The 21022-nt window shown below is 57.7% G+C and carries 15 protein-coding genes, 2 tRNA genes and 2 rRNA genes; 13 read left to right on the top strand and 6 right to left on the bottom strand.

Features of this window, described 5'->3' with window-relative positions:
* Positions 1-138: 138 nt before the first annotated feature.
* The 6 genes from P3S72_RS01565 to P3S72_RS01540 all read right to left on the bottom strand — a co-directional run bounded on the left by P3S72_RS01565 (position 139) and on the right by P3S72_RS01540 (position 8133).
* Positions 139-3030 (bottom strand): 23S ribosomal RNA (locus tag P3S72_RS01565).
* A 249-nt stretch (positions 3031-3279) separates the two neighbouring features.
* A tRNA-Ala gene (locus P3S72_RS01560) sits at positions 3280-3355 on the bottom strand.
* A 27-nt stretch (positions 3356-3382) separates the two neighbouring features.
* Positions 3383-3459: transfer RNA gene (locus P3S72_RS01555), tRNA-Ile, on the bottom strand.
* 82 nt (positions 3460-3541) lie between these two features.
* Positions 3542-5078, bottom strand: a 16S ribosomal RNA gene (locus P3S72_RS01550).
* The 16S and 23S rRNA genes sit together here with 2 tRNA genes alongside, the layout of an rRNA operon.
* A gap of 639 nt (positions 5079-5717) precedes the next feature.
* Positions 5718-6938 carry a CaiB/BaiF CoA-transferase family protein gene (locus tag P3S72_RS01545; RefSeq protein WP_276195694.1) on the bottom strand — a complete coding sequence of 407 codons (1221 nt, stop codon included), beginning with the start codon at positions 6936-6938 and terminating at the stop codon, positions 5718-5720.
* A gap of 13 nt (positions 6939-6951) precedes the next feature.
* Positions 6952-8133, bottom strand: coding sequence for an acyl-CoA dehydrogenase (locus P3S72_RS01540; protein ID WP_276195693.1), 1182 nt, complete (start codon positions 8131-8133; stop codon positions 6952-6954).
* A gap of 157 nt (positions 8134-8290) precedes the next feature.
* Here P3S72_RS01540 and P3S72_RS01535 point away from each other — a divergent pair, with 157 nt between their 5' ends.
* The 13 genes from P3S72_RS01535 (at position 8291) to P3S72_RS01475 (ending at position 20881) form a co-directional block, all read left to right on the top strand.
* A complete protein-coding gene (locus tag P3S72_RS01535) occupies positions 8291-9190 on the top strand; it encodes a LysR family transcriptional regulator (protein ID WP_276195692.1) in 900 nt (299 codons plus the stop codon).
* 452 nt (positions 9191-9642) lie between these two features.
* On the top strand, positions 9643-10764 hold the full coding sequence (locus tag P3S72_RS01530) for a Re/Si-specific NAD(P)(+) transhydrogenase subunit alpha (protein WP_276195691.1): 1122 nt from the start codon (positions 9643-9645) through the stop codon (positions 10762-10764).
* Positions 10765-10779: 15 nt separating this feature from the next.
* Positions 10780-11100 (top strand): NAD(P) transhydrogenase subunit alpha, encoded by a 321-nt coding sequence (locus tag P3S72_RS01525; protein ID WP_003187417.1) that lies wholly within the window; start codon positions 10780-10782, stop codon positions 11098-11100.
* Entirely contained in the window at positions 11100-12536 is a 1437-nt protein-coding gene (locus tag P3S72_RS01520; protein ID WP_253400318.1) for an NAD(P)(+) transhydrogenase (Re/Si-specific) subunit beta, read from the top strand. Before P3S72_RS01525 ends, P3S72_RS01520 begins: the two co-directional genes overlap by 1 nt.
* Positions 12537-12715: 179 nt before the next feature.
* Positions 12716-14209, top strand: coding sequence for an acetyl-CoA hydrolase/transferase family protein (locus P3S72_RS01515; protein WP_276195686.1), 1494 nt, complete (start codon positions 12716-12718; stop codon positions 14207-14209).
* A gap of 319 nt (positions 14210-14528) precedes the next feature.
* A complete protein-coding gene (locus P3S72_RS01510) occupies positions 14529-14744 on the top strand; it encodes a DUF1127 domain-containing protein (protein ID WP_099236514.1) in 216 nt (71 codons plus the stop codon).
* Between the two features lie 262 nt (positions 14745-15006).
* Positions 15007-15189, top strand: a complete 183-nt coding sequence (locus P3S72_RS01505; RefSeq protein WP_276195684.1) for a DUF1127 domain-containing protein — start codon at positions 15007-15009, stop codon at positions 15187-15189.
* 158 nt (positions 15190-15347) lie between these two features.
* A complete protein-coding gene (locus P3S72_RS01500) occupies positions 15348-15668 on the top strand; it encodes a DUF2388 domain-containing protein (RefSeq protein ID WP_276195683.1) in 321 nt (106 codons plus the stop codon).
* A gap of 106 nt (positions 15669-15774) precedes the next feature.
* Entirely contained in the window at positions 15775-16083 is a 309-nt protein-coding gene (locus P3S72_RS01495; RefSeq protein ID WP_276195682.1) for a DUF2388 domain-containing protein, read from the top strand.
* A 26-nt stretch (positions 16084-16109) separates the two neighbouring features.
* A complete protein-coding gene (locus P3S72_RS01490) occupies positions 16110-16430 on the top strand; it encodes a DUF2388 domain-containing protein (RefSeq protein WP_247403113.1) in 321 nt (106 codons plus the stop codon).
* A complete protein-coding gene (locus P3S72_RS01485; RefSeq protein WP_276195680.1) occupies positions 16427-18388 on the top strand; it encodes a DUF4105 domain-containing protein in 1962 nt (653 codons plus the stop codon). Before P3S72_RS01490 ends, P3S72_RS01485 begins: the two co-directional genes overlap by 4 nt.
* 353 nt (positions 18389-18741) lie before the next feature.
* On the top strand, positions 18742-20049 hold the full coding sequence (locus P3S72_RS01480; protein WP_247406788.1) for a CitMHS family transporter: 1308 nt from the start codon (positions 18742-18744) through the stop codon (positions 20047-20049).
* Between the two features lie 64 nt (positions 20050-20113).
* Positions 20114-20881, top strand: coding sequence for a TerC family protein (locus tag P3S72_RS01475; protein WP_276195678.1), 768 nt, complete (start codon positions 20114-20116; stop codon positions 20879-20881).
* The last annotated feature ends 141 nt before the right edge of the window (positions 20882-21022 follow it).

Genomic DNA, 21022 nt, shown 5'->3' with positions numbered 1-21022 from the left:
TGGCCAGCTGGCCTCGCTTCAGCAAATTGGGTATGTGATAGCTTTCGGTGTTTTGTGAGATTCGAACTTTCGGTTCGTTTCGTCTTCACACACCGCAATCTGATGCTCTTTCGAGTAGTCAAATTGCTTGGGTGTTATATGGTCAAGCCTCACGGGCAATTAGTATTGGTTAGCTCAACGCCTCACAGCGCTTACACACCCAACCTATCAACGTCGTAGTCTTCGACGGCCCTTCAGGGGACTCAAGGTCCCAGTGAGATCTCATCTTGAGGCTAGTTTCCCGCTTAGATGCTTTCAGCGGTTATCTATTCCGAACATAGCTACCCGGCAATGCCACTGGCGTGACAACCGGAACACCAGAGGTTCGTCCACTCCGGTCCTCTCGTACTAGGAGCAGCCCCTCTCAAATCTCAAACGTCCACGGCAGATAGGGACCGAACTGTCTCACGACGTTCTAAACCCAGCTCGCGTACCACTTTAAATGGCGAACAGCCATACCCTTGGGACCGGCTTCAGCCCCAGGATGTGATGAGCCGACATCGAGGTGCCAAACACCGCCGTCGATATGAACTCTTGGGCGGTATCAGCCTGTTATCCCCGGAGTACCTTTTATCCGTTGAGCGATGGCCCTTCCATACAGAACCACCGGATCACTAAGACCTACTTTCGTACCTGCTCGACGTGTCTGTCTCGCAGTCAAGCGCGCTTTTGCCTTTATACTCTACGACCGATTTCCGACCGGTCTGAGCGCACCTTCGTACTCCTCCGTTACTCTTTAGGAGGAGACCGCCCCAGTCAAACTACCCACCATACACTGTCCTCGATCCGGATAACGGACCTGAGTTAGAACCTCAAAGTTGCCAGGGTGGTATTTCAAGGTTGGCTCCACGCGAACTAGCGTCCACGCTTCAAAGCCTCCCACCTATCCTACACAAGCAAATTCAAAGTCCAGTGCAAAGCTATAGTAAAGGTTCACGGGGTCTTTCCGTCTAGCCGCGGATACACTGCATCTTCACAGCGATTTCAATTTCACTGAGTCTCGGGTGGAGACAGCGCCGCCATCGTTACGCCATTCGTGCAGGTCGGAACTTACCCGACAAGGAATTTCGCTACCTTAGGACCGTTATAGTTACGGCCGCCGTTTACCGGGGCTTCGATCAAGAGCTTCGCGTTAGCTAACCCCATCAATTAACCTTCCGGCACCGGGCAGGCGTCACACCCTATACGTCCACTTTCGTGTTTGCAGAGTGCTGTGTTTTTAATAAACAGTCGCAGCGGCCTGGTATCTTCGACCGGCATGAGCTTACGGAGCAAGTCCTTCACCCTCACCGGCGCACCTTCTCCCGAAGTTACGGTGCCATTTTGCCTAGTTCCTTCACCCGAGTTCTCTCAAGCGCCTTGGTATTCTCTACCCAACCACCTGTGTCGGTTTGGGGTACGGTTCCTGGTTACCTGAAGCTTAGAAGCTTTTCTTGGAAGCATGGCATCAACCACTTCGTTAACTAAAAGTTAACTCGTCATCAGCTCTCGGCCTTAGAATCCCGGATTTACCTAAGATTCCAGCCTACCACCTTAAACTTGGACAACCAACGCCAAGCTGGCCTAGCCTTCTCCGTCCCTCCATCGCAATAACCAGAAGTACAGGAATATTAACCTGTTTTCCATCGACTACGCTTTTCAGCCTCGCCTTAGGGACCGACTAACCCTGCGTCGATTAACGTTGCGCAGGAAACCTTGGTCTTTCGGCGTGGGTGTTTTTCACACCCATTATCGTTACTCATGTCAGCATTCGCACTTCTGATACCTCCAGCAAGCTTCTCAACTCACCTTCACAGGCTTACAGAACGCTCCTCTACCGCATCACCTAAGTGATACCCGTAGCTTCGGTGTATGGTTTGAGCCCCGTTACATCTTCCGCGCAGGCCGACTCGACTAGTGAGCTATTACGCTTTCTTTAAAGGGTGGCTGCTTCTAAGCCAACCTCCTAGCTGTCTAAGCCTTCCCACATCGTTTCCCACTTAACCATAACTTTGGGACCTTAGCTGACGGTCTGGGTTGTTTCCCTTTTCACGACGGACGTTAGCACCCGCCGTGTGTCTCCCATGCTCGGCACTTGTAGGTATTCGGAGTTTGCATCGGTTTGGTAAGTCGGGATGACCCCCTAGCCGAAACAGTGCTCTACCCCCTACAGTGATACATGAGGCGCTACCTAAATAGCTTTCGAGGAGAACCAGCTATCTCCGAGCTTGATTAGCCTTTCACTCCGATCCACAGGTCATCCGCTAACTTTTCAACGGTAGTCGGTTCGGTCCTCCAGTTAGTGTTACCCAACCTTCAACCTGCCCATGGATAGATCGCCCGGTTTCGGGTCTATTCCCAGCGACTAGACGCCCTATTAAGACTCGCTTTCGCTACGCCTCCCCTATTCGGTTAAGCTCGCCACTGAAAATAAGTCGCTGACCCATTATACAAAAGGTACGCAGTCACCTAACAAAGTAGGCTCCCACTGCTTGTACGCATACGGTTTCAGGATCTATTTCACTCCCCTCTCCGGGGTTCTTTTCGCCTTTCCCTCACGGTACTAGTTCACTATCGGTCAGTCAGTAGTATTTAGCCTTGGAGGATGGTCCCCCCATATTCAGACAAAGTTTCTCGTGCTCCGTCCTACTCGATTTCATGACTAAGAGATTTTCGCGTACAGGGCTATCACCCACTATGGCCGCACTTTCCAGAGCGTTCCGCTAATCTCAAAGCCACTTAAGGGCTAGTCCCCGTTCGCTCGCCACTACTAAGGGAATCTCGGTTGATTTCTTTTCCTCAGGGTACTTAGATGTTTCAGTTCCCCTGGTTCGCCCCTTACACCTATGTATTCAGTGTAAGGTAACCATCTTATGATGGCTGGGTTCCCCCATTCAGACATCTCCGGATCAAAGTCTGTTTGCCGACTCCCCGAAGCTTTTCGCAGGCTACCACGTCTTTCATCGCCTCTGACTGCCAAGGCATCCACCGTATGCGCTTCTTCACTTGACCATATAACCCCAAGCAATCTGGTTATACTGTGAAGACGACATTCGCCGAAAATTCGATAATACTCAATTAAGAGCAACTCACAAATTTTACCTTAGCCTGATCCGTTACCAGTGAAAGTAACGTTCAGTCTATCTTTCTATCACATACCCAAATTTTTAAAGAACGATCTAATCAAAGACTAGAAATCAACATTCACCATCATCACGATGGAATGCTCATTTCTAAGCTCTCAAACTTCAGAAGCAGTAGTGGTGGAGCCAAACGGGATCGAACCGTTGACCTCCTGCGTGCAAGGCAGGCGCTCTCCCAGCTGAGCTATGGCCCCGTATTTCTACAGGTTCCCACACAAAATTGGTGGGTCTGGGCAGATTCGAACTGCCGACCTCACCCTTATCAGGGGTGCGCTCTAACCAACTGAGCTACAGACCCAATTTCGGGCTGCTTCTTATCGTCTTCTTCAATGAATCAAGCAATTCGTGTGGGAACTTATGGAGCAGCTGATGTCGTCGATTAAGGAGGTGATCCAGCCGCAGGTTCCCCTACGGCTACCTTGTTACGACTTCACCCCAGTCATGAATCACACCGTGGTAACCGTCCTCCCGAAGGTTAGACTAGCTACTTCTGGTGCAACCCACTCCCATGGTGTGACGGGCGGTGTGTACAAGGCCCGGGAACGTATTCACCGCGACATTCTGATTCGCGATTACTAGCGATTCCGACTTCACGCAGTCGAGTTGCAGACTGCGATCCGGACTACGATCGGTTTTCTGGGATTAGCTCCACCTCGCGGCTTGGCAACCCTCTGTACCGACCATTGTAGCACGTGTGTAGCCCAGGCCGTAAGGGCCATGATGACTTGACGTCATCCCCACCTTCCTCCGGTTTGTCACCGGCAGTCTCCTTAGAGTGCCCACCATTACGTGCTGGTAACTAAGGACAAGGGTTGCGCTCGTTACGGGACTTAACCCAACATCTCACGACACGAGCTGACGACAGCCATGCAGCACCTGTCTCAATGTTCCCGAAGGCACCAATCTATCTCTAGAAAGTTCATTGGATGTCAAGGCCTGGTAAGGTTCTTCGCGTTGCTTCGAATTAAACCACATGCTCCACCGCTTGTGCGGGCCCCCGTCAATTCATTTGAGTTTTAACCTTGCGGCCGTACTCCCCAGGCGGTCAACTTAATGCGTTAGCTGCGCCACTAAGAGCTCAAGGCTCCCAACGGCTAGTTGACATCGTTTACGGCGTGGACTACCAGGGTATCTAATCCTGTTTGCTCCCCACGCTTTCGCACCTCAGTGTCAGTATCAGTCCAGGTGGTCGCCTTCGCCACTGGTGTTCCTTCCTATATCTACGCATTTCACCGCTACACAGGAAATTCCACCACCCTCTACCATACTCTAGTCAGTCAGTTTTGAATGCAGTTCCCAGGTTGAGCCCGGGGATTTCACATCCAACTTAACTAACCACCTACGCGCGCTTTACGCCCAGTAATTCCGATTAACGCTTGCACCCTCTGTATTACCGCGGCTGCTGGCACAGAGTTAGCCGGTGCTTATTCTGTCGGTAACGTCAAAACAATCACGTATTAGGTAACTGCTCTTCCTCCCAACTTAAAGTGCTTTACAATCCGAAGACCTTCTTCACACACGCGGCATGGCTGGATCAGGCTTTCGCCCATTGTCCAATATTCCCCACTGCTGCCTCCCGTAGGAGTCTGGACCGTGTCTCAGTTCCAGTGTGACTGATCATCCTCTCAGACCAGTTACGGATCGTTGCCTTGGTGAGCCATTACCTCACCAACTAGCTAATCCGACCTAGGCTCATCTGATAGCGCAAGGCCCGAAGGTCCCCTGCTTTCTCCCGTAGGACGTATGCGGTATTAGCGTCCGTTTCCGAACGTTATCCCCCACTACCAGGCAGATTCCTAGGCATTACTCACCCGTCCGCCGCTCTCAAGAGAAGCAAGCTTCTCTCTACCGCTCGACTTGCATGTGTTAGGCCTGCCGCCAGCGTTCAATCTGAGCCATGATCAAACTCTTCAGTTCAAACATCTTTGGGTTTTTAAGAAACCCTAAACTTGGCTCAGCAATCGTTGGTTACATCTTTGATTTCTCGCGGAGTAACTTGTGATGCTGATAATCTTGTTGACTATCAGTCTGACTCCACAAGCACCCACACGAATTGCTTGATTCAGTTGTTAAAGAGCGGTTGGTTAAGATCTTTCGTCTCAACCGAGGCGCGCATTCTACAGCAGCCTCATTTGCTGTCAAGTGATTATTTTCAGAAGTTTTCAAAGTTTCCTTTGTAACTTCAACCACTTGCGCTTCCGATCTCTCGTTAGCGGGAGGCGAATTCTACAGCGTTACACGCTGCTGTCAACACCTCTTTTTCTCCGCTTTCGACCGAGAAGATCGAAACGTTAATAGAGCCAAACAACACTGCTCTACCAACTCCTTCCAGGCCTCGATGAACTGAAGCAGGCCGCTGTCGAATCTCGTATAACTCTTTGTTTACCAAGGAGTTTTCCGTTTCGACTGCGCCGGAAGTGGGGCGAATTATAGACGTACAGGATTTGCCGTCAACCCTTAATTTTGCTTATTTAACCATTAGTTATAATTGGCTAAAAAATCACCAACTTTCTTCTATATAGCGCTCTTCACCGCGCTCTATATAGAAGAGAGGACTCAGATAACCCCTGCCTCTTTTAAAGCAGCCACATTTGCCGGCATCAACCCCAGTACTTCCTGCAACACCCTGACCGTATGCTCACCTAATAAAGGAGGCGCACTACGGTACTCCACGGGGGTCTTGGATAACCGGATGGGACTGGCAACCTGCGGCACCATCCCCGCCAGTGCGTGAGGCAACTCAATCGCCAGCCCGCGCGCCTTGACCTGGGCATCCGCGAACACCTGCGCCAGATCATTGATCGGCCCACACGGCACGCCGACTCGCTCCAGTTGCGACACCCATTCGGCCGTCGTCTTGAACACCGTCGCCTGGCGAATCAAGGGAATCAGTTCCGCACGATTGGCCACCCGCACCTTATTGGTCGCGAAACGCGGGTCATCCGCCCACTGCGGCTGACCCGCAACCTCCGCGAACTTACGGAACTGCCCATCATTCCCCACCGTCAGGATGAAGTCACCATCGGCCGTGGGAAAATCCTGATAGGGCACGATATTCGGATGCGCATTGCCCAGGCGCTTTGGCGGCACACCTGTCGTCAGGTAGTTCATCGCCTGGTTAGCCAAGCAAGCCACCTGCACATCCAGCAGCGCCATATCAATATGTTGCCCGCCGCCATCACGCTCGCGATGAGCCAGCGCCGCCAGGATCGCCACCGTTGAATAGAGCCCCGTGAGGATGTCAGTCAGCGCCACCCCCACCTTCACCGGCCCCGCCCCCTCATCACCCTCAGGCCGCCCCGTCAGGCTCATGAGTCCGCCCAACCCCTGGATCATGAAGTCGTAGCCTGCACGAGTCGCATAAGGCCCCGTCTGGCCAAACCCGGTGATAGAGCAATAGATCAACGCCGGGTTGGCCTCCTTGAGCGACGCATAGTCCAACCCATACGCCGCCAGGCCGCCCACCTTGAAATTCTCGATGAGGATGTCGGACTTCGCCGCCAGGTCACGCACCAGCTTCTGCCCCTCCGGCTGCGTGAAGTCGATGGTCACCGACTCTTTGTTGCGGTTGGCGGACAGGTAATACGCCGCCTCACTGGTGTTCTCGCCATACGCGTCCTTGAGGAAGGGGGGCCCCCAGGCACGCGTGTCGTCACCATTACCCGGCCGCTCGACCTTGATCACTTCAGCCCCAAGATCCGCGAGAATCTGCCCGGCCCAGGGGCCCGCCAGTACTCGCGACAAATCCAGTACCCGCAGATGCGAAAGCGCGCCCATGCCCGTGCTCCTATTAATAGAACGCCTGAAGACCGGTTTGCGCACGCCCCAGAATCAAGGCGTGTACATCGTGGGTACCTTCATAGGTGTTCACCACCTCCAGGTTTACCAGGTGACGCGCCACCCCGAACTCATCGGAGATGCCGTTGCCGCCCAGCATATCCCGCGCCATGCGTGCGATATCTAGCGACTTGCCGCAGGAATTGCGCTTCATGATCGAAGTAATTTCCACCGCCGCAGTGCCTTCATCCTTCATCCGCCCCAGGCGCAGGCAACCTTGCAAGGCCAGGGTGATCTCGGTCTGCATGTCCGCGAGCTTCTTCTGGATAAGCTGGGTCGCTGCCAATGGCCGACCGAACTGATGACGATCAAGGGTGTACTGGCGAGCGGTGTGCCAGCAGAACTCGGCAGCCCCCAGCGCACCCCAGGAGATCCCGTAGCGAGCGGAGTTAAGGCAGGTGAAGGGGCCTTTCAAGCCACGCACATCCGGGAAGATGTTCTCGTCGGGCACGAACACATTGTCCATGACGATCTCGCCGGTAATGGAAGCCCGCAGGCCGACCTTGCCGTGAATCGCCGGAGCGCTCAGGCCCTTCCAGCCTTTCTCCAGGACAAAACCGCGGATATCACCGGCATCGTCCTTGCCCCACACCACGAATACATCGGCAATCGGGCTGTTGGTGATCCACATCTTGGCGCCGGTCAGGCTGTAGCCGCCATCTACCTTGCGCGCCCGGGTAATCATCGCGCCAGGGTCGGACCCGTGGTCAGGCTCGGTCAGACCGAAGCAACCGATCCACTCACCCGACGCCAGTTTCGGCAGGTATTTCTGTTTTTGCGCTTCGGTGCCGAACTCATTGATCGGCACCATGACCAGTGAAGACTGCACACTCATCATCGAGCGATAACCGGAGTCGACTCGCTCGACCTCACGTGCAATCAACCCGTAGCAGACATAATTCAGGCCACTGCCGCCGTACTGCTCGGGAATCATCGCGCCCAACAGGCCGGTCTCACCCATCTCGCGAAAGATCTCAGGGTCGGTCTTTTCATGGCGGAAGGCTTCGAGCACCCTTGGCGCCAACTTGTCCTGGGCGAATTGCTCAGCACTGTCGCGCACCATGCGCTCTTCTTCGGTGAGCTGTTGATCCAGCAGCAGTGGATCGATCCAGTTGAAGCTTGCCTTGCCAGCCATGAATAAGTCCTCGCAAAGAAAATCAGAAGTCGTGGATGCAGACTAGGCCCGGCAAGTGCAGAGGGCAAACGAGGTTTTTGCATAGGCTTGTGCTAATTTCTCACTCCGTAATAGCCGAGAAGGGCGCAAATGCGCCTTATAAGTGAGGACAAGGTACATGCGCAGAAAAATCCCCAGCACCACCGCCCTTGTCAGCTTTGAAGCTGCGGCCCGCCACGAGAGCTTTACCAAGGCTGCGCAGGAGCTTTCCATCACTCAGGGCGCCATTTGCAGGCAGATCGCCAGCCTTGAGGAGTTTTTAAGTGTCGAGCTGTTTCGCCGCTCGCGGCGCGGGGTCAAGCTGACAGAAGCGGGCCTGTCGTATAGCCGTCGCGTCGCCACGCAATTGGACGCGGTGGAGCGCGACACCTTGTCGGTCATGGGGCAGCAGGGCGCGAACGTCATCGAGTTGGCGGTGGTGCCGACCTTTGGCACCCAATGGCTTATCCCTCGCCTCAAGGACTTTCAGCGCCAGCACCCGGAAGTCACGGTCAACCTCACCAACCGCACGCGCCCCTTCCTGTTTGCCGACACTGAATTCGACGCCGCGATCTATTTCGGCGATGCCGACTGGTCCGGTACCGAGTCCCACCGGCTGATGGGAGAAAACCCCGTCCCCGTGTGCAGCCCGCGCTTACTCGGCAGCCGCACACATTTCAGCCCACAGGAAATCGCGGAACTGCCATTGCTGCAGCAGACCACGCGGCCCTATGCCTGGCGCCAGTGGTTCAACGCGCAACAGTTGAACATCCCCCGCGACATGACGGGTCCCCGTTACGAGCTATTCTCGATGTTGTCCCAGGCGGCCATGCATGACATGGGCATTGCGCTGATTCCACCGTTCCTCATCCAGCGCGAACTGACCGAGCACCAACTGGTAATCGCAAGCCCCGAAGCGCTGAGCAACTCGAAGGCGTATTACTTGATGATTCCTGACAGAAAAGTCGAATCCGCATCCCTGCACGCCTTCAGGGACTGGCTGATCGACCAGTCGAAGCGCTACAGCCCAGGAATATAAGGACCAAACGCCACTTATGGACTATGTAGTCAGATAACATCAAATACTACAGATATCCGTAAATGTCGCATTTAAGAAAACTGTACTTGTACGACGAAAATATGGCTCAAAGCCATAACCCTCATAGCTTGTAGCGACTATTACCGGCCAATGCCCGACTATTCACAACGGCGATTGCGAAACCGAGAAAAGTCCAAATAGTCATGTTAAGTATCTGTATTTAAATGGGTTATTTAAAAGCATTGCGGCAATCAGTCACAGGGTGACTTGTAGTTAATTTTTCGTCACCCGTCATAATCCCTTGAAGGCCGTAAAGTTCGCCTGCAAAATGCCGCGCCCCGCTGTCATTTCAGCGGGATCGTGCTGATCGGCCGCCCCAGATGTGCCACTCACGGTGCGCTGGCCTTTTTACAATAAGATCAAAAGCAAAAAGATCATGCAGGAGATTTGACGTGCACATTGGTGTTCCTCTCGAAACCCAGACCGGTGAAACGCGGGTGGCTGCCACCCCGGAAACCATCAAGAAGCTGATCGGCCAGGGCCATAAGGTCACTGTACAAAGCGGGGCGGGTATTAAAGCCAGCATCGTCGACAGTGCCTATGAAACGGCAGGTGCAACCATAGGCAGCGCCAGCGATGCATTCGGCACCGAGCTGATCCTAAAAGTGGTGGCCCCCAGCGACAGCGAACTGACGCTGATCAAAAGCGGCACCGTGTTGGTGGGCATGCTCAATCCGTTCAGCAACGAAACCATCGCCAAGCTGGCCGAGCAGGGCATCACTGCCTTCGCGCTGGAAGCCGCGCCGCGTACTTCGCGGGCCCAGAGCCTCGACGTGCTGTCGTCCCAAGCCAACATCGCCGGTTACAAGGCCGTGTTGCTGGCCGCCCATCACTACCCACGCTTCATGCCAATGCTGATGACTGCCGCCGGTACGGTGAAAGCCGCGCGCGTGCTGATCCTCGGCGCTGGCGTCGCGGGCCTGCAGGCCATCGCCACGGCGAAACGCCTGGGCGCAGTGATCGAAGCGTCTGACGTGCGCCCGGCCGTGAAGGAGCAGATTGAATCCCTCGGCGCCAAGTTCGTCGACGTGCCCTACGAAACCGACGAAGAGCGTGAATGCGCCGTCGGCGTCGGTGGTTACGCACGCCCGATGCCGACCAGTTGGATGCAACGCCAGGCCCTGGCCGTCCACGAACGCGCCAAGCAGGCCGACATCGTCATCACCACCGCCCTGATCCCGGGCCGCAAGGCCCCGACCCTGCTCAGCGCCGATACGGTTGCACAAATGAAGCCGGGCTCGGTGGTGATCGACCTCGCCGCCGCTCAAGGTGGCAACTGCCCGCTGACTGTCGCCGATCAGGTGGTAGTGGAAAACGGGGTGATCATTTGCGGCCCGACCAACCTGGCAGGTGCCGTCGCCGCTGACGCGTCGGCCCTGTATGCGCGCAACCTGCTGGACTTCCTGAAGCTGGTCTTCAACAAGGAAGGGCAGTTTGAAATCAACCTCGAAGACGACATCGTCGCCGCGTGCCTGATGTGCCGCGACGGCCAAGTCATCCGCAAAAACGCCTAAGCAGGGATTCAGACGATGGAAGAGCTTATCTCCCCCGGTATCTACAACCTGATCATCTTTGTGCTGGCGATTTATGTCGGTTACCACGTGGTCTGGAACGTTACCCCCGCACTGCACACGCCACTGATGGCCGTGACCAACGCGATCTCGGCAATCGTGATCGTCGGCGCGATGCTGGCCGCCGCACTGACCGTTACACCGCTGGGCAAGACCATGGGCACCCTGGCCGTGGCCCTGGCAGCGGTCAACGTGTTCGGCGGCTTCCTGGTGACTCGCAGGATGCTTGAGATGTTCAAGAAGAAAGCCCCGAAAGTAAAAGAAGAGGCGCCGAAGTAATGAGCATGAATCTCGTCACGACGCTCTACCTGATTGCGTCGATCTGTTTCATCCAGGCCCTCAAAGGCCTGTCGCACCCAACCACTTCGCGACGCGGCAACCTGTTCGGCATGCTCGGCATGGCGCTGGCGGTACTGACCACCGTGGGCCTCATCTATAAGCTGGGCGCTGAGCTTGCCACCGCCGGCATTGGCTACGTGATCGTTGGCCTGCTGATCGGCGGCACCGCCGGTTCGATCATGGCCAAGCGCGTGGAAATGACCAAGATGCCGGAACTGGTCGCCTTCATGCATAGCATGATCGGCCTGGCAGCGGTGTTTATCGCCATTGCCGCCGTGGTCGAGCCGCAATCTTTGGGCATCGTCAAAAACTTGGGCGACTCGATCCCCGCCGGTAATCGCCTGGAGCTGTTCCTTGGCGCCGCTATCGGTGCTATCACCTTCTCCGGTTCGGTGATCGCCTTCGGCAAGCTGTCGGGCAAGTACAAGTTCCGTCTGTTCCAAGGCGCACCGGTACAGTTCGCCGGCCAGCACAAACTGAACCTGGTGCTCGGCCTGACCACGCTGGGGCTTGGCCTGACCTTCATGTTCACCGGCAACCTCAGCGCCTTCGCGCTGATGCTGGCCCTGGCGTTCGTGCTGGGCGTGTTGATCATCATCCCGATCGGCGGCGCCGATATGCCGGTGGTGGTCTCGATGCTCAACAGCTACTCCGGCTGGGCAGCGGCAGGGATCGGCTTCTCGCTGAACAACTCGATGCTGATCATCGCCGGCTCCCTGGTGGGCTCAAGCGGCGCGATCCTGTCGTACATCATGTGTAAGGCGATGAACCGCTCGTTCTTTAATGTGCTGCTCGGCGGTTTCGGCAATGCGCCGGATACCGGTGCTGCGGCCGGCTCGAAAGAAGCGCGCCCGGTGAAGTCCGGCTCGGCCGACGACGCCACGTTCCTGCTGACCAACGCCGATACCGTGATCATCGTGCCGGGCTATGGCCTAGCAGTGGCACGCGCACAGCACGCACTCAAGGAGTTGACCGAAAAGCTGACCCACCGCGGCGTGACCGTAAAGTACGCGATCCACCCGGTGGCCGGCCGTATGCCCGGACACATGAACGTGCTGCTGGCCGAGGCCGAAGTGCCTTACGACCAGGTGTTCGAGATGGAAGACATCAACTCCGAATTCGGCCAGGCTGACGTAGTACTGGTGCTCGGCGCGAACGACGTGGTCAACCCGGCCGCCAAGAACGACCCGCACTCGCCGATTGCCGGCATGCCGATCCTCGAAGCGTTCAAGGCCAAGACCATCATCGTCAACAAGCGCTCGATGGCCAGCGGCTATGCCGGCCTGGACAACGAGTTGTTCTACCTGGACAAAACCATGATGGTCTTCGGCGACGCCAAGAAGGTTATCGAAGACATGGTCAAGGCTGTCGAATAACACTGCGCCAGCGCAACACCCGAAACCCTGGCCTCCAGTAGGCTAGGGTTTTTTATTGCAGCATGAAAACCGACCAAAGGCCTTAAATCGCTGCCCGGCATTCGACCATGGTAGCGGGCCGAAATTTTTTGAAATCACTAAACTGCATACCTTGCCTCCGTATCCCGAGATAACAATCCATGTACCGTGATCGTATCCGCTTGCCTTCGCTGTTGAACAAGGTCATGAGCGCGGCTGATGCCGCCGCACTGATTGAGGACGGCATGACCGTCGGCATGAGCGGCTTCACCCGTGCCGGTGAAGCCAAGGCCGTACCTCAAGCCCTGGCCGAGCGCGCCAAGACGTCGCCGCTGAAAATCACCCTGATGACCGGCGCCAGCCTGGGCAACGACCTCGACAAGCAACTGACCGAAGCCGGCGTGCTGTCGCGACGCATGCCGTTCCAGGTCGACAGCACCCTGCGCAAGGCGATCAACGCCGGCGAAGTGATGTTTATCGACCAGCATTTGTCGGAAACCGTCGAGCAACTGCGCAACAACCAACTCAAGCTGCCTGACATTGCCGTGATCGAAGCCGTCGCGATCACCGAACAAGGCCATATCGTGCCGACCACTTCCGTGGGCAACTCGGCCAGTTTCGCGATTTTCGCCAAGCAAGTGATCGTCGAGATCAACATGGCGCACAACCCGAACCTGGAAGGTCTGCACGACATCTACATCCCGACCTATCGGCCGACGCGCACGCCGATCCCGCTGGTAAAAGTCGACGACCGCATTGGCAGCACCGCGATCCCGATTCCGCCGGAGAAGATCGTCGCCATCGTGATCACCAACAAGTCCGACTCACCTTCAACAGTGACGCCGCCGGACGCCGAAACCCAAGGCATCGCCAGCCACCTGATCAACTTCCTCAAGCAGGAAGTGGACGCCGGCCGCATGACCAATAAGCTCGGCCCGCTGCAGGCCGGGATCGGTAACATCGCCAACGCCGTGATGTGTGGCTTGATCGATTCGCCGTTCGAAGACCTGACCATGTATTCGGAAGTGCTGCAGGACTCGACGTTCGACCTGATTGACGCCGGCAAGCTGACCTTCGCCTCCGGCAGTTCGATCACCTTGTCGGAGCGTCGCAACAGCGACGTGTTCGGCAACCTGGAGCACTACAAGGACAAGCTGGTGCTGCGCCCGCAGGAAATCTCCAACCACCCGGAAGTGGTTCGCCGCCTGGGCATCATCGCGATCAACACCGCGCTGGAGTTCGACATCTACGGCAACGTCAACTCCACGCACGTGTGCGGGACACGGATGATGAACGGGATTGGCGGCTCGGGCGACTTCGCTCGTAACGCGCACCTGGCGATCTTCGTAACCAAATCGATTGCCAAGGCCGGGGCGATTTCCAGCGTAGTGCCAATGGTCAGCCACGTCGACCACACCGAGCATGACGTCGACATCCTGGTGACCGAAGTGGGCCTCGCCGACCTGCGCGGCCTGGCGCCACGGGAGCGCGCACGGGTGATCATCGACAACTGTGTGCACCCAGCCTACCGCGACGCGCTGAACAAGTACTTCAACGACGCTTGTGCGATTGGTGGCCACACCCCACACATCCTGCGCGAAGCACTGAGCTGGCACATTAACCTGGAAGAAACCGGGCACATGCTCAAGGATTGATCGATACACAGCCGAGCTGATGCACACACAGTTTCATCAGCTCGGTTGCACCACCCCCCTCTCCTTGGAAAAACTGTACTGCTGTACTGGTCTTTTCCTACTGAAATATCCCACACACTCCTTCAAAAATGCCGTTTTTGCACTGATTAAGTGCAGACAGGTACAGTTGCCCCATTTCCGTACAGTACAGCAGCCATAAACAGTTAACTGCCCCCTCACAATACAGGTGAACTGTATCTAGAGAGTCTTGCGCGGGAGGAGGATCATTGGCATCAGTTAAACCACTACCTAATCCCGCCACAAGCGGAAGGATGTCATCATGGAACGTACACTCAGTTCCGATCTGTTCTTCGAAGAGAAAGCTGTAAACACCCAGGCTTCCATGCCTCTGCGCGTTATCGCCAACCTGATGTTGTGGCAGCGCCGCATCTCCAGCCGCCATCAACTGGCTCGTCTGGATTCGCGTCTGCTGGCTGACGCCGGTATCAGCGAAGCACAACGCTACGAAGAGCTGAGCAAGCCGTTCTGGCGCTAATAGGCGCTCGCTGGCCCTGACCTACCGGGTCCACAGCCAGCAACCTGATTCGTTAAGCAAAGCCCGCACCGGGTAACCGGAGGCGGGCTTTGTTGTTTCTGGGTTTGGGTGTTTGTGCCCCGGAACAGATAGCTTGCAGATCAACCAGTACAGTTTAATAAATACAACAATTAAGCAGTACAATTAAGCGCCAGTGTATCTGTATCGGTCGAAACGATCCGCTCAACATGGTCTTCCAAAAACACCATGAAAGGCGCTCCCCATGAACCCACCAACCCCGCGCACCTCGTTGTTACGTCGCACTGCCGCTACGCTCTCCAGATGGCTGCAACAGGCTCACGAGCGCCACCAACTGGCCCAACTCGACCCGCGAGAGCTGTCCGACGCGGGTATCAGCCCCGGCGAACGCCTGGTCGAGCTGTCCAAGCCATTCTGGCGTGACTAGACAGTCAAGGCGCTTTTCGAATGGACAGGCCGCAGCTTAATATCCGCTCACCACGTGGCGAACCGTGTAGAACGGGCGTCTGATGCCAATGGCATCCACATCCGCTTCACAGTGGCCGCTCCGCGCGACCTTATTTGTTCATCTACAGGAGTCACCCCATGTCCCGTCTTCGCCTGCTGAGCGCCGCCACCCTGCTGGCCCTCGCCGCCAACGCCCACGCGTCCAGCTTCATCGTCACCACCGACTCCATCGTCGGCGCGCTGAAAGCCACCTCCGATGCGAGCTCCGATGCCACGTCCTCCCTGCGTGACAACAAGGTCGTGCGTGCCGCTCGTGACGACGCCGCCAGCTTCGTCGCCAGCGCCGGTGCCATTCGCGGCGTCAAACTGGAAAGCGCCCTTGCGCAGATCCGCCAGCAAGCGCCACAACTGAACGTCGCGACAGACGCCCAACTGGCCCAAGCCATTCTGGCCATCTGATAACAGGGCGGGACAAGGGAGCGCCAGCCGCTCCCGGATGCCTCGGCGCTGGCTCTCGCCCGGCCATTGCGCTAGCCTTGGCGCTCGCTTTGAGTTGTCGAGTCCCATGGCTTTTTCATACCGCCGGTTAATCGTTCCTGTGATGTTTTCCGCCTGCTGGTCACCATTGGCTTCGGCCTTTGATCTGTCCACCCAGAGCACCGTCGTGAGCGCGTATGCCACCAGCAAAGTGACCTCCGCGCCGTTCGACAGAAAGTGGGTACTGGCCGCCCAGGATGATGCCGCCGCATTCATTGCCACTGACGGCCGATGGCGGGGGGCTCGACTGGAATCAGCACTGGATCGTCTGCGCCGCAGCCAACCAAAACTTAACGCCAGTGACCTTGAACTGGCGCAAGCAATTCTCGTCCAATAACCATCTTTGTATTTCGGAGTCATTCCATGCGTAGCCCGCTGATCGCCGCCGCTCTCGGCCTGCTGTTGTTGACCGATGTCGCCCATGCGCAAACCTTGAAGGCCACCAGTAACATCATCGTGCGCGCCTCCGGGCGCACCATTGATTTCACCTCGGACACCACCACCTCGATCCGCGACTCCAAGATCGTGCGCGAAGCCCACGATGACGCCGCCAGCTTCGTCGCCACCAACGGCGAGATCCGTGGCGCGCAACTCGAAGCCGCCTTCGACACCCTGCGCACCCGCGTGCCGGAAGCCCGTGATGCCAGCGACCAGACCCTCGCCGAAGCCATTCTCGCGCTGTGAGGCGTCTCAACGCCTGGCTCTTGGCCGGGGCTCTGCTGCTGTGTGCCGGCGCAGCTAAGGCCAGCCTGCAACTGCGGCTCATAACCGAAGGGTTGAGCCCAGCCGAACAGCAGGCCAGCCAGGCGTTGCTCGATGAAGCGTTGCGCTCACTGCCGCCGCGCTTTATCGAGCAGTTGGACCGGCGCATCGATGTCGGCTGGACCGATAAGATGCCCGAAAACGCCTACGGCCAGGCCTCGCTGGTGTCCGAACTGGACCTGAACCGCAACCTGCTCACCAGCCTGACCGACGGCAGCGCCGCCACCCGCAAGACCAACCGCCCCCACGGCACCGTGCGCCGGGAAATGCTCGCCACCGTGCTGCATGAACTGACCCACATCTACGACCGTGCGCGCCTGTGGCCCAGCGACGAGCGCACGCTGATCCGGCGTTGCAGTCGCCAGAACAGCATCACCGGCCTGATCGGCCTGCCCGATCAATGCCGTGGCCAGAACGACCGCCGCTTCACCTTCAGCGACGACCCACGCCTGCTGGACCTCGCCGGCTGGCCGCAATACGTCGGCCGCCGCGGTGAACGCGAGCAGCACAACCGCCAGATCGCGCGCAGCCCGGACCTCTACGAAACCAGCAGCCCGCTGGAGTTCGTCGCGGTCAACATGGAGTATTTCCTCCTCGACCCGAGCTACGCCTGCCGCCGCCCCGCGCTGTTCCGCTATTACAAGGAACACTTTGGCTGGGCGCCGCCCGAGCAAGACACCTGCGCCAAGACCTACGCCTTTCTCAACGCCGGCAACGATTTCGCCAAGACGCCCCTGGGCCATGTCGACCCGGAACGGGTCTACGAAATCGATTACCTGCTCGCCGAAGCCAACCAGAACCTGGTCAGCCGCTGGGGCCACAGCATGTTGCGCCTGGTGATCTGCGCGCCCGGTCGCCCTCGCGGCCCGGACTGTCGGCTCGATCTGGACCAGCATCTGGTGTTGTCCTACCGCGCCTTTGTCGGTGACGTACAGCTGTCGAGCTGGGATGGCCTGGTGGGCAAGTACCCGTCACGGCTGTTCGTGCTGCCGCTGGCCCAGGTCATCGACGAGTACACCAAGACCGAGTTGCGCGGCCTCGCCTCGGTGCCGCTGAAGCTGACGCGTCGGGAGATCGAGGACACCGTCGAGCACGCGGCTGAAATGCACTGGAGCTACGACGGCAACTACTTCTTCCTGTCTAACAACTGCGCGGTCGAAGGCCTGAAACTGTTGCGCAGCGGCAGCGCCAACCCGCAACTGACCGGCCTGGACAACATCACGCCCAACGGGCTGCTGGAGGTCCTGCAGGCGCGCGGCCTGGCCGACACCAGCGTATTGAACGACAAGCGCGAGGCGCTGCGCCTGGGCTATCACTTCGACTCGTTCCGCGAGCGCTATCAAGCGATGTTCGACGTGCTGCGCAAGCACCTGCCGATCAAGCAGACCCAGGTCGAAGACTGGCTGTCCCTGAGTGCGCAAGAGCGCCGCCAATGGTTCGACAAGGCCGACCTGCGCACCAGCGCCGCGCTCCTGCTGCTGGAACAGGCGAGCTTTCGCAAACAATTGATGCTGGCCCAGGACGAAGTCAAACAGCGCTACCTCGGCGCCCGCGAGCTGAAAAACGGCGGCATGGAGAAAGCCAACGCCACCTTGCAACAAATTCTCGCCAACAGCGGCTTCCTCAGCCGCCCGGCGGAACTGCTCGGCAGCAGCGGCTACGGCCTGCCGCAACCCTCGGAATCAAAGCGCCTTGAATCGGAAAGCGCCGAGCGCCAAAAACAGCTGCAATCCCTGACCGGCGATCTGGACAAAGAGGTGAGGGCGCTGCTGGACCCGTCACGCTCAGCCGAAATCGCCGCCTGCGAGGCCAACCTCAAGCAGGTCGGTGAACATCTACGCGCACTGCACAAAGCCGCCGGCGGCCTCGAATTGCCCTGAATGTGGGAGGAGGCTGGCTCCCGATCGCGGTGCATCAGCCAATACAACCGTGGCTGACACTGCGCCATCGGGAGCAAGCCCCCTCCCACATTTTGATCTGCGCAGGCCTGGAGACCGTGTGTCATTTCCATATCACCAGTTTGATCAACGAAAGCTGGCTGAAAGCTAACGCGTCTAGGATCGCCCCCACTGCCGGCAACAGACCGGCTATTAACAACAACAATGGTGATTCCCGATGTCCGCCCGTACCCGCCTGTTCGCCCACACTCCGCCCGTAAGCCTAGTGCCTCTCGTTCTGCGCTGACCCCACCCGGTTCGCCATTCCCTAGCCGCGCTACGCCTGGAGTATTCCTATGCTGACTTTCCTTGGCTTTGCCATGGTCATCACGTTCATGTTCCTGATCATGACCAAGCGCCTGTCCGCGCTGATCGCCCTGATCATCGTGCCGATCCTGTTCGCGCTGTTCGGCGGTTTTGCGCCGAAGATCGGCCCGATGATGCTCGAAGGCATCACCAAGCTCGCGCCGACCGGCGTGATGCTGATGTTCGCCATCCTCTACTTTGCCCTGATGATCGACTCCGGCCTGTTCGACCCGGCCGTGCGCAAGATCCTCAAGATGGTCAAGGGCGACCCGCTGAAAGTCTCGGTCGGCACCGCCGTGCTGGCCCTGGTGGTGTCCCTCGACGGTGACGGCGCCACCACCTACATGATCTGCGTGGCCGCCATGCTGCCGCTGTACCAGCGCATCGGCATGAGCCCGCGGATCATGGCCGGCCTGATCATCCTCGCCGGTGGCGTGATGAACATGACGCCCTGGGGTGGCCCGACCGCCCGCGCCGCCAGTGCGCTGCACGTGGACCCGTCAGACATCTTCGTACCGATGATCCCGGCCATGGCCGCCGGCGTGGTCGCGATCTTGGTGATCGCCTATATGTACGGCAAGCGCGAACGTGCGCGCCTGGGTGAACTGCACCTGCAGGGCGACGAGATCGACCACAGCGAAATCAGCGTGTCGCAATACCCGGACGCCCGCCGTCCGAAGCTGATCTGGTTCAACGGCGTACTGACCCTGGCCCTGATGTGTACGTTGATCGCCGGCCTGTTGCCGCTGCCGGTGCTGTTCATGGTGGCGTTCAGTATCGCGATGATCGTCAACTACCCGTGCCTGCAACAGCAGAAAGACCGCGTCGCCGCCCATGCCGGCAGCGTACTGGCCGTGGTGGGGCTGATCTTCGCCGCTGGGATTTTCACCGGCATCCTGTCGGGTACCGGCATGGTCGACGCCATGTCCAAGAGCCTGCTGGCGGTCATTCCCGACGCCCTGGGCCCTTACCTGGCAGTGATCACCGCGCTGGTGAGCATGCCGTTTACCTTCTTCATGTCCAACGATGCGTTCTACTATGGCGTACTGCCGGTATTGGCCGAAGCCGCCAGCCACTACGGCATCACCGCCGTGGAAATGGCCCGTGCCTCCATTGTCGGCCAACCCGTACACCTGCTCAGCCCGCTGGTGCCGTCGACTTACCTGCTGGTGGCCTTGGCCGGTATCGAATTCGGCGATCACCAACGCTTCACCCTGAAGTGGGCAGTGCTGGTTTGCCTGTGCATAATGTTCGCCGCGTTGCTGATGGGGATTTTTCCGCTGTTCAGCACTCTATAATCCTACCGACTCACCGCGCGGCGCTGCAGCTGGCGCGGTTTAACACTTGCTTAAAGGAATACACATGGAATGGCTGACCAATCCGGAAATCTGGATTGCCTTCTTCACCCTGACGGCCCTAGAGATCGTCCTGGGCATCGATAACATCATCATGATTTCGATCCTGGTCAGCCGCATGCCCAAGCATATGCAGGCGCGCACCCGGTTCTTCGGCCTGGCCCTGGCCATGGTCACGCGTATCCTGTTGCTGCTGTCCATCGCTTGGGTGATGCGCCTGACCGACGATCTGTTCGTGGTCTTCGGCCAGGGCATTTCCGGGCGCGACCTGATCCTGTTCTTCGGTGGCCTGTTCCTGCTGTGGAAAAGCTCCCAGGAGATGTTCCACGCCCTGGAAGGTGAAGACGAAACCCACGAAGAGCCCAAAGGCACCGGCGGCAAGTTCATCTACACCATCATCCAGATCGCGATCATCGACATCGTGTTCTCCCTGGACTCGGTCATCACCGCCGTCGGCATGGTGTCCCACGTACCGGTGATGATCGCCGCGATCGTGGTCGCGGTGCTGGTGATGATGCTGGCAGCAGGCACCATCAGCGACTTCATCGACAAGCACCCGTCGCTGAAGATGCTGGCGCTGTCGTTCCTGGTGGTAGTGGGTACCGTGCTGATCGCCGAATCCTTCGACGTGCATGTACCTAAAGGCTACGTCTACTTCGCCATGGCGTTCTCGCTGGCGGTGGAAGTGGTGAACATCAAGATGCGCACCGCCATCGCGAAAAAGAAGAAACAGCAGGACCCTGTGAAACTGCGCAAGGACATTCCGGGTCAATAACCTTGATCCGCTGCTGAAATGGGGCGTTCGCGCCCCATTTTTTCATCTGCAAAAAATTGATCTCATGACAGTTTTGTTTCAATCCCGACTTTAGCTATGCGATGCTGGCGCAGATTCCATTCGCCAACTACAGCTTAAGTA

Source organism: Pseudomonas sp. D3, assembly GCF_029320995.1.
Lineage (GTDB): Bacteria > Pseudomonadota > Gammaproteobacteria > Pseudomonadales > Pseudomonadaceae > Aquipseudomonas > Aquipseudomonas paraveronii.
This window is presented reverse-complemented; position numbering and strand designations above follow the sequence as displayed.

What these genes read in the sequence shown, in the direction of transcription:
- P3S72_RS01510 (WP_099236514.1), top strand. Translation starts at nt 14,529, where the DNA reads ATGGAACGTACACTCAGTTCCGATCTGTTCTTCGAAGAGAAAGCTGTA.
- P3S72_RS01535 (WP_276195692.1), top strand. Translation starts at nt 8,291, where the DNA reads ATGCGCAGAAAAATCCCCAGCACCACCGCCCTTGTCAGCTTTGAAGCT.
- P3S72_RS01480 (WP_247406788.1), top strand. Translation starts at nt 18,742, where the DNA reads ATGCTGACTTTCCTTGGCTTTGCCATGGTCATCACGTTCATGTTCCTG.
- P3S72_RS01545 (WP_276195694.1), bottom strand. Translation starts at nt 6,938, where the DNA reads ATGGGCGCGCTTTCGCATCTGCGGGTACTGGATTTGTCGCGAGTACTG.
- P3S72_RS01525 (WP_003187417.1), top strand. Translation starts at nt 10,780, where the DNA reads ATGGAAGAGCTTATCTCCCCCGGTATCTACAACCTGATCATCTTTGTG.
- P3S72_RS01490 (WP_247403113.1), top strand. Translation starts at nt 16,110, where the DNA reads ATGCGTAGCCCGCTGATCGCCGCCGCTCTCGGCCTGCTGTTGTTGACC.
- P3S72_RS01540 (WP_276195693.1), bottom strand. Translation starts at nt 8,133, where the DNA reads ATGGCTGGCAAGGCAAGCTTCAACTGGATCGATCCACTGCTGCTGGAT.
- P3S72_RS01515 (WP_276195686.1), top strand. Translation starts at nt 12,716, where the DNA reads ATGTACCGTGATCGTATCCGCTTGCCTTCGCTGTTGAACAAGGTCATG.
- P3S72_RS01520 (WP_253400318.1), top strand. Translation starts at nt 11,100, where the DNA reads ATGAGCATGAATCTCGTCACGACGCTCTACCTGATTGCGTCGATCTGT.
- P3S72_RS01500 (WP_276195683.1), top strand. Translation starts at nt 15,348, where the DNA reads ATGTCCCGTCTTCGCCTGCTGAGCGCCGCCACCCTGCTGGCCCTCGCC.
- P3S72_RS01475 (WP_276195678.1), top strand. Translation starts at nt 20,114, where the DNA reads ATGGAATGGCTGACCAATCCGGAAATCTGGATTGCCTTCTTCACCCTG.
- P3S72_RS01495 (WP_276195682.1), top strand. Translation starts at nt 15,775, where the DNA reads ATGGCTTTTTCATACCGCCGGTTAATCGTTCCTGTGATGTTTTCCGCC.
- P3S72_RS01505 (WP_276195684.1), top strand. Translation starts at nt 15,007, where the DNA reads ATGAACCCACCAACCCCGCGCACCTCGTTGTTACGTCGCACTGCCGCT.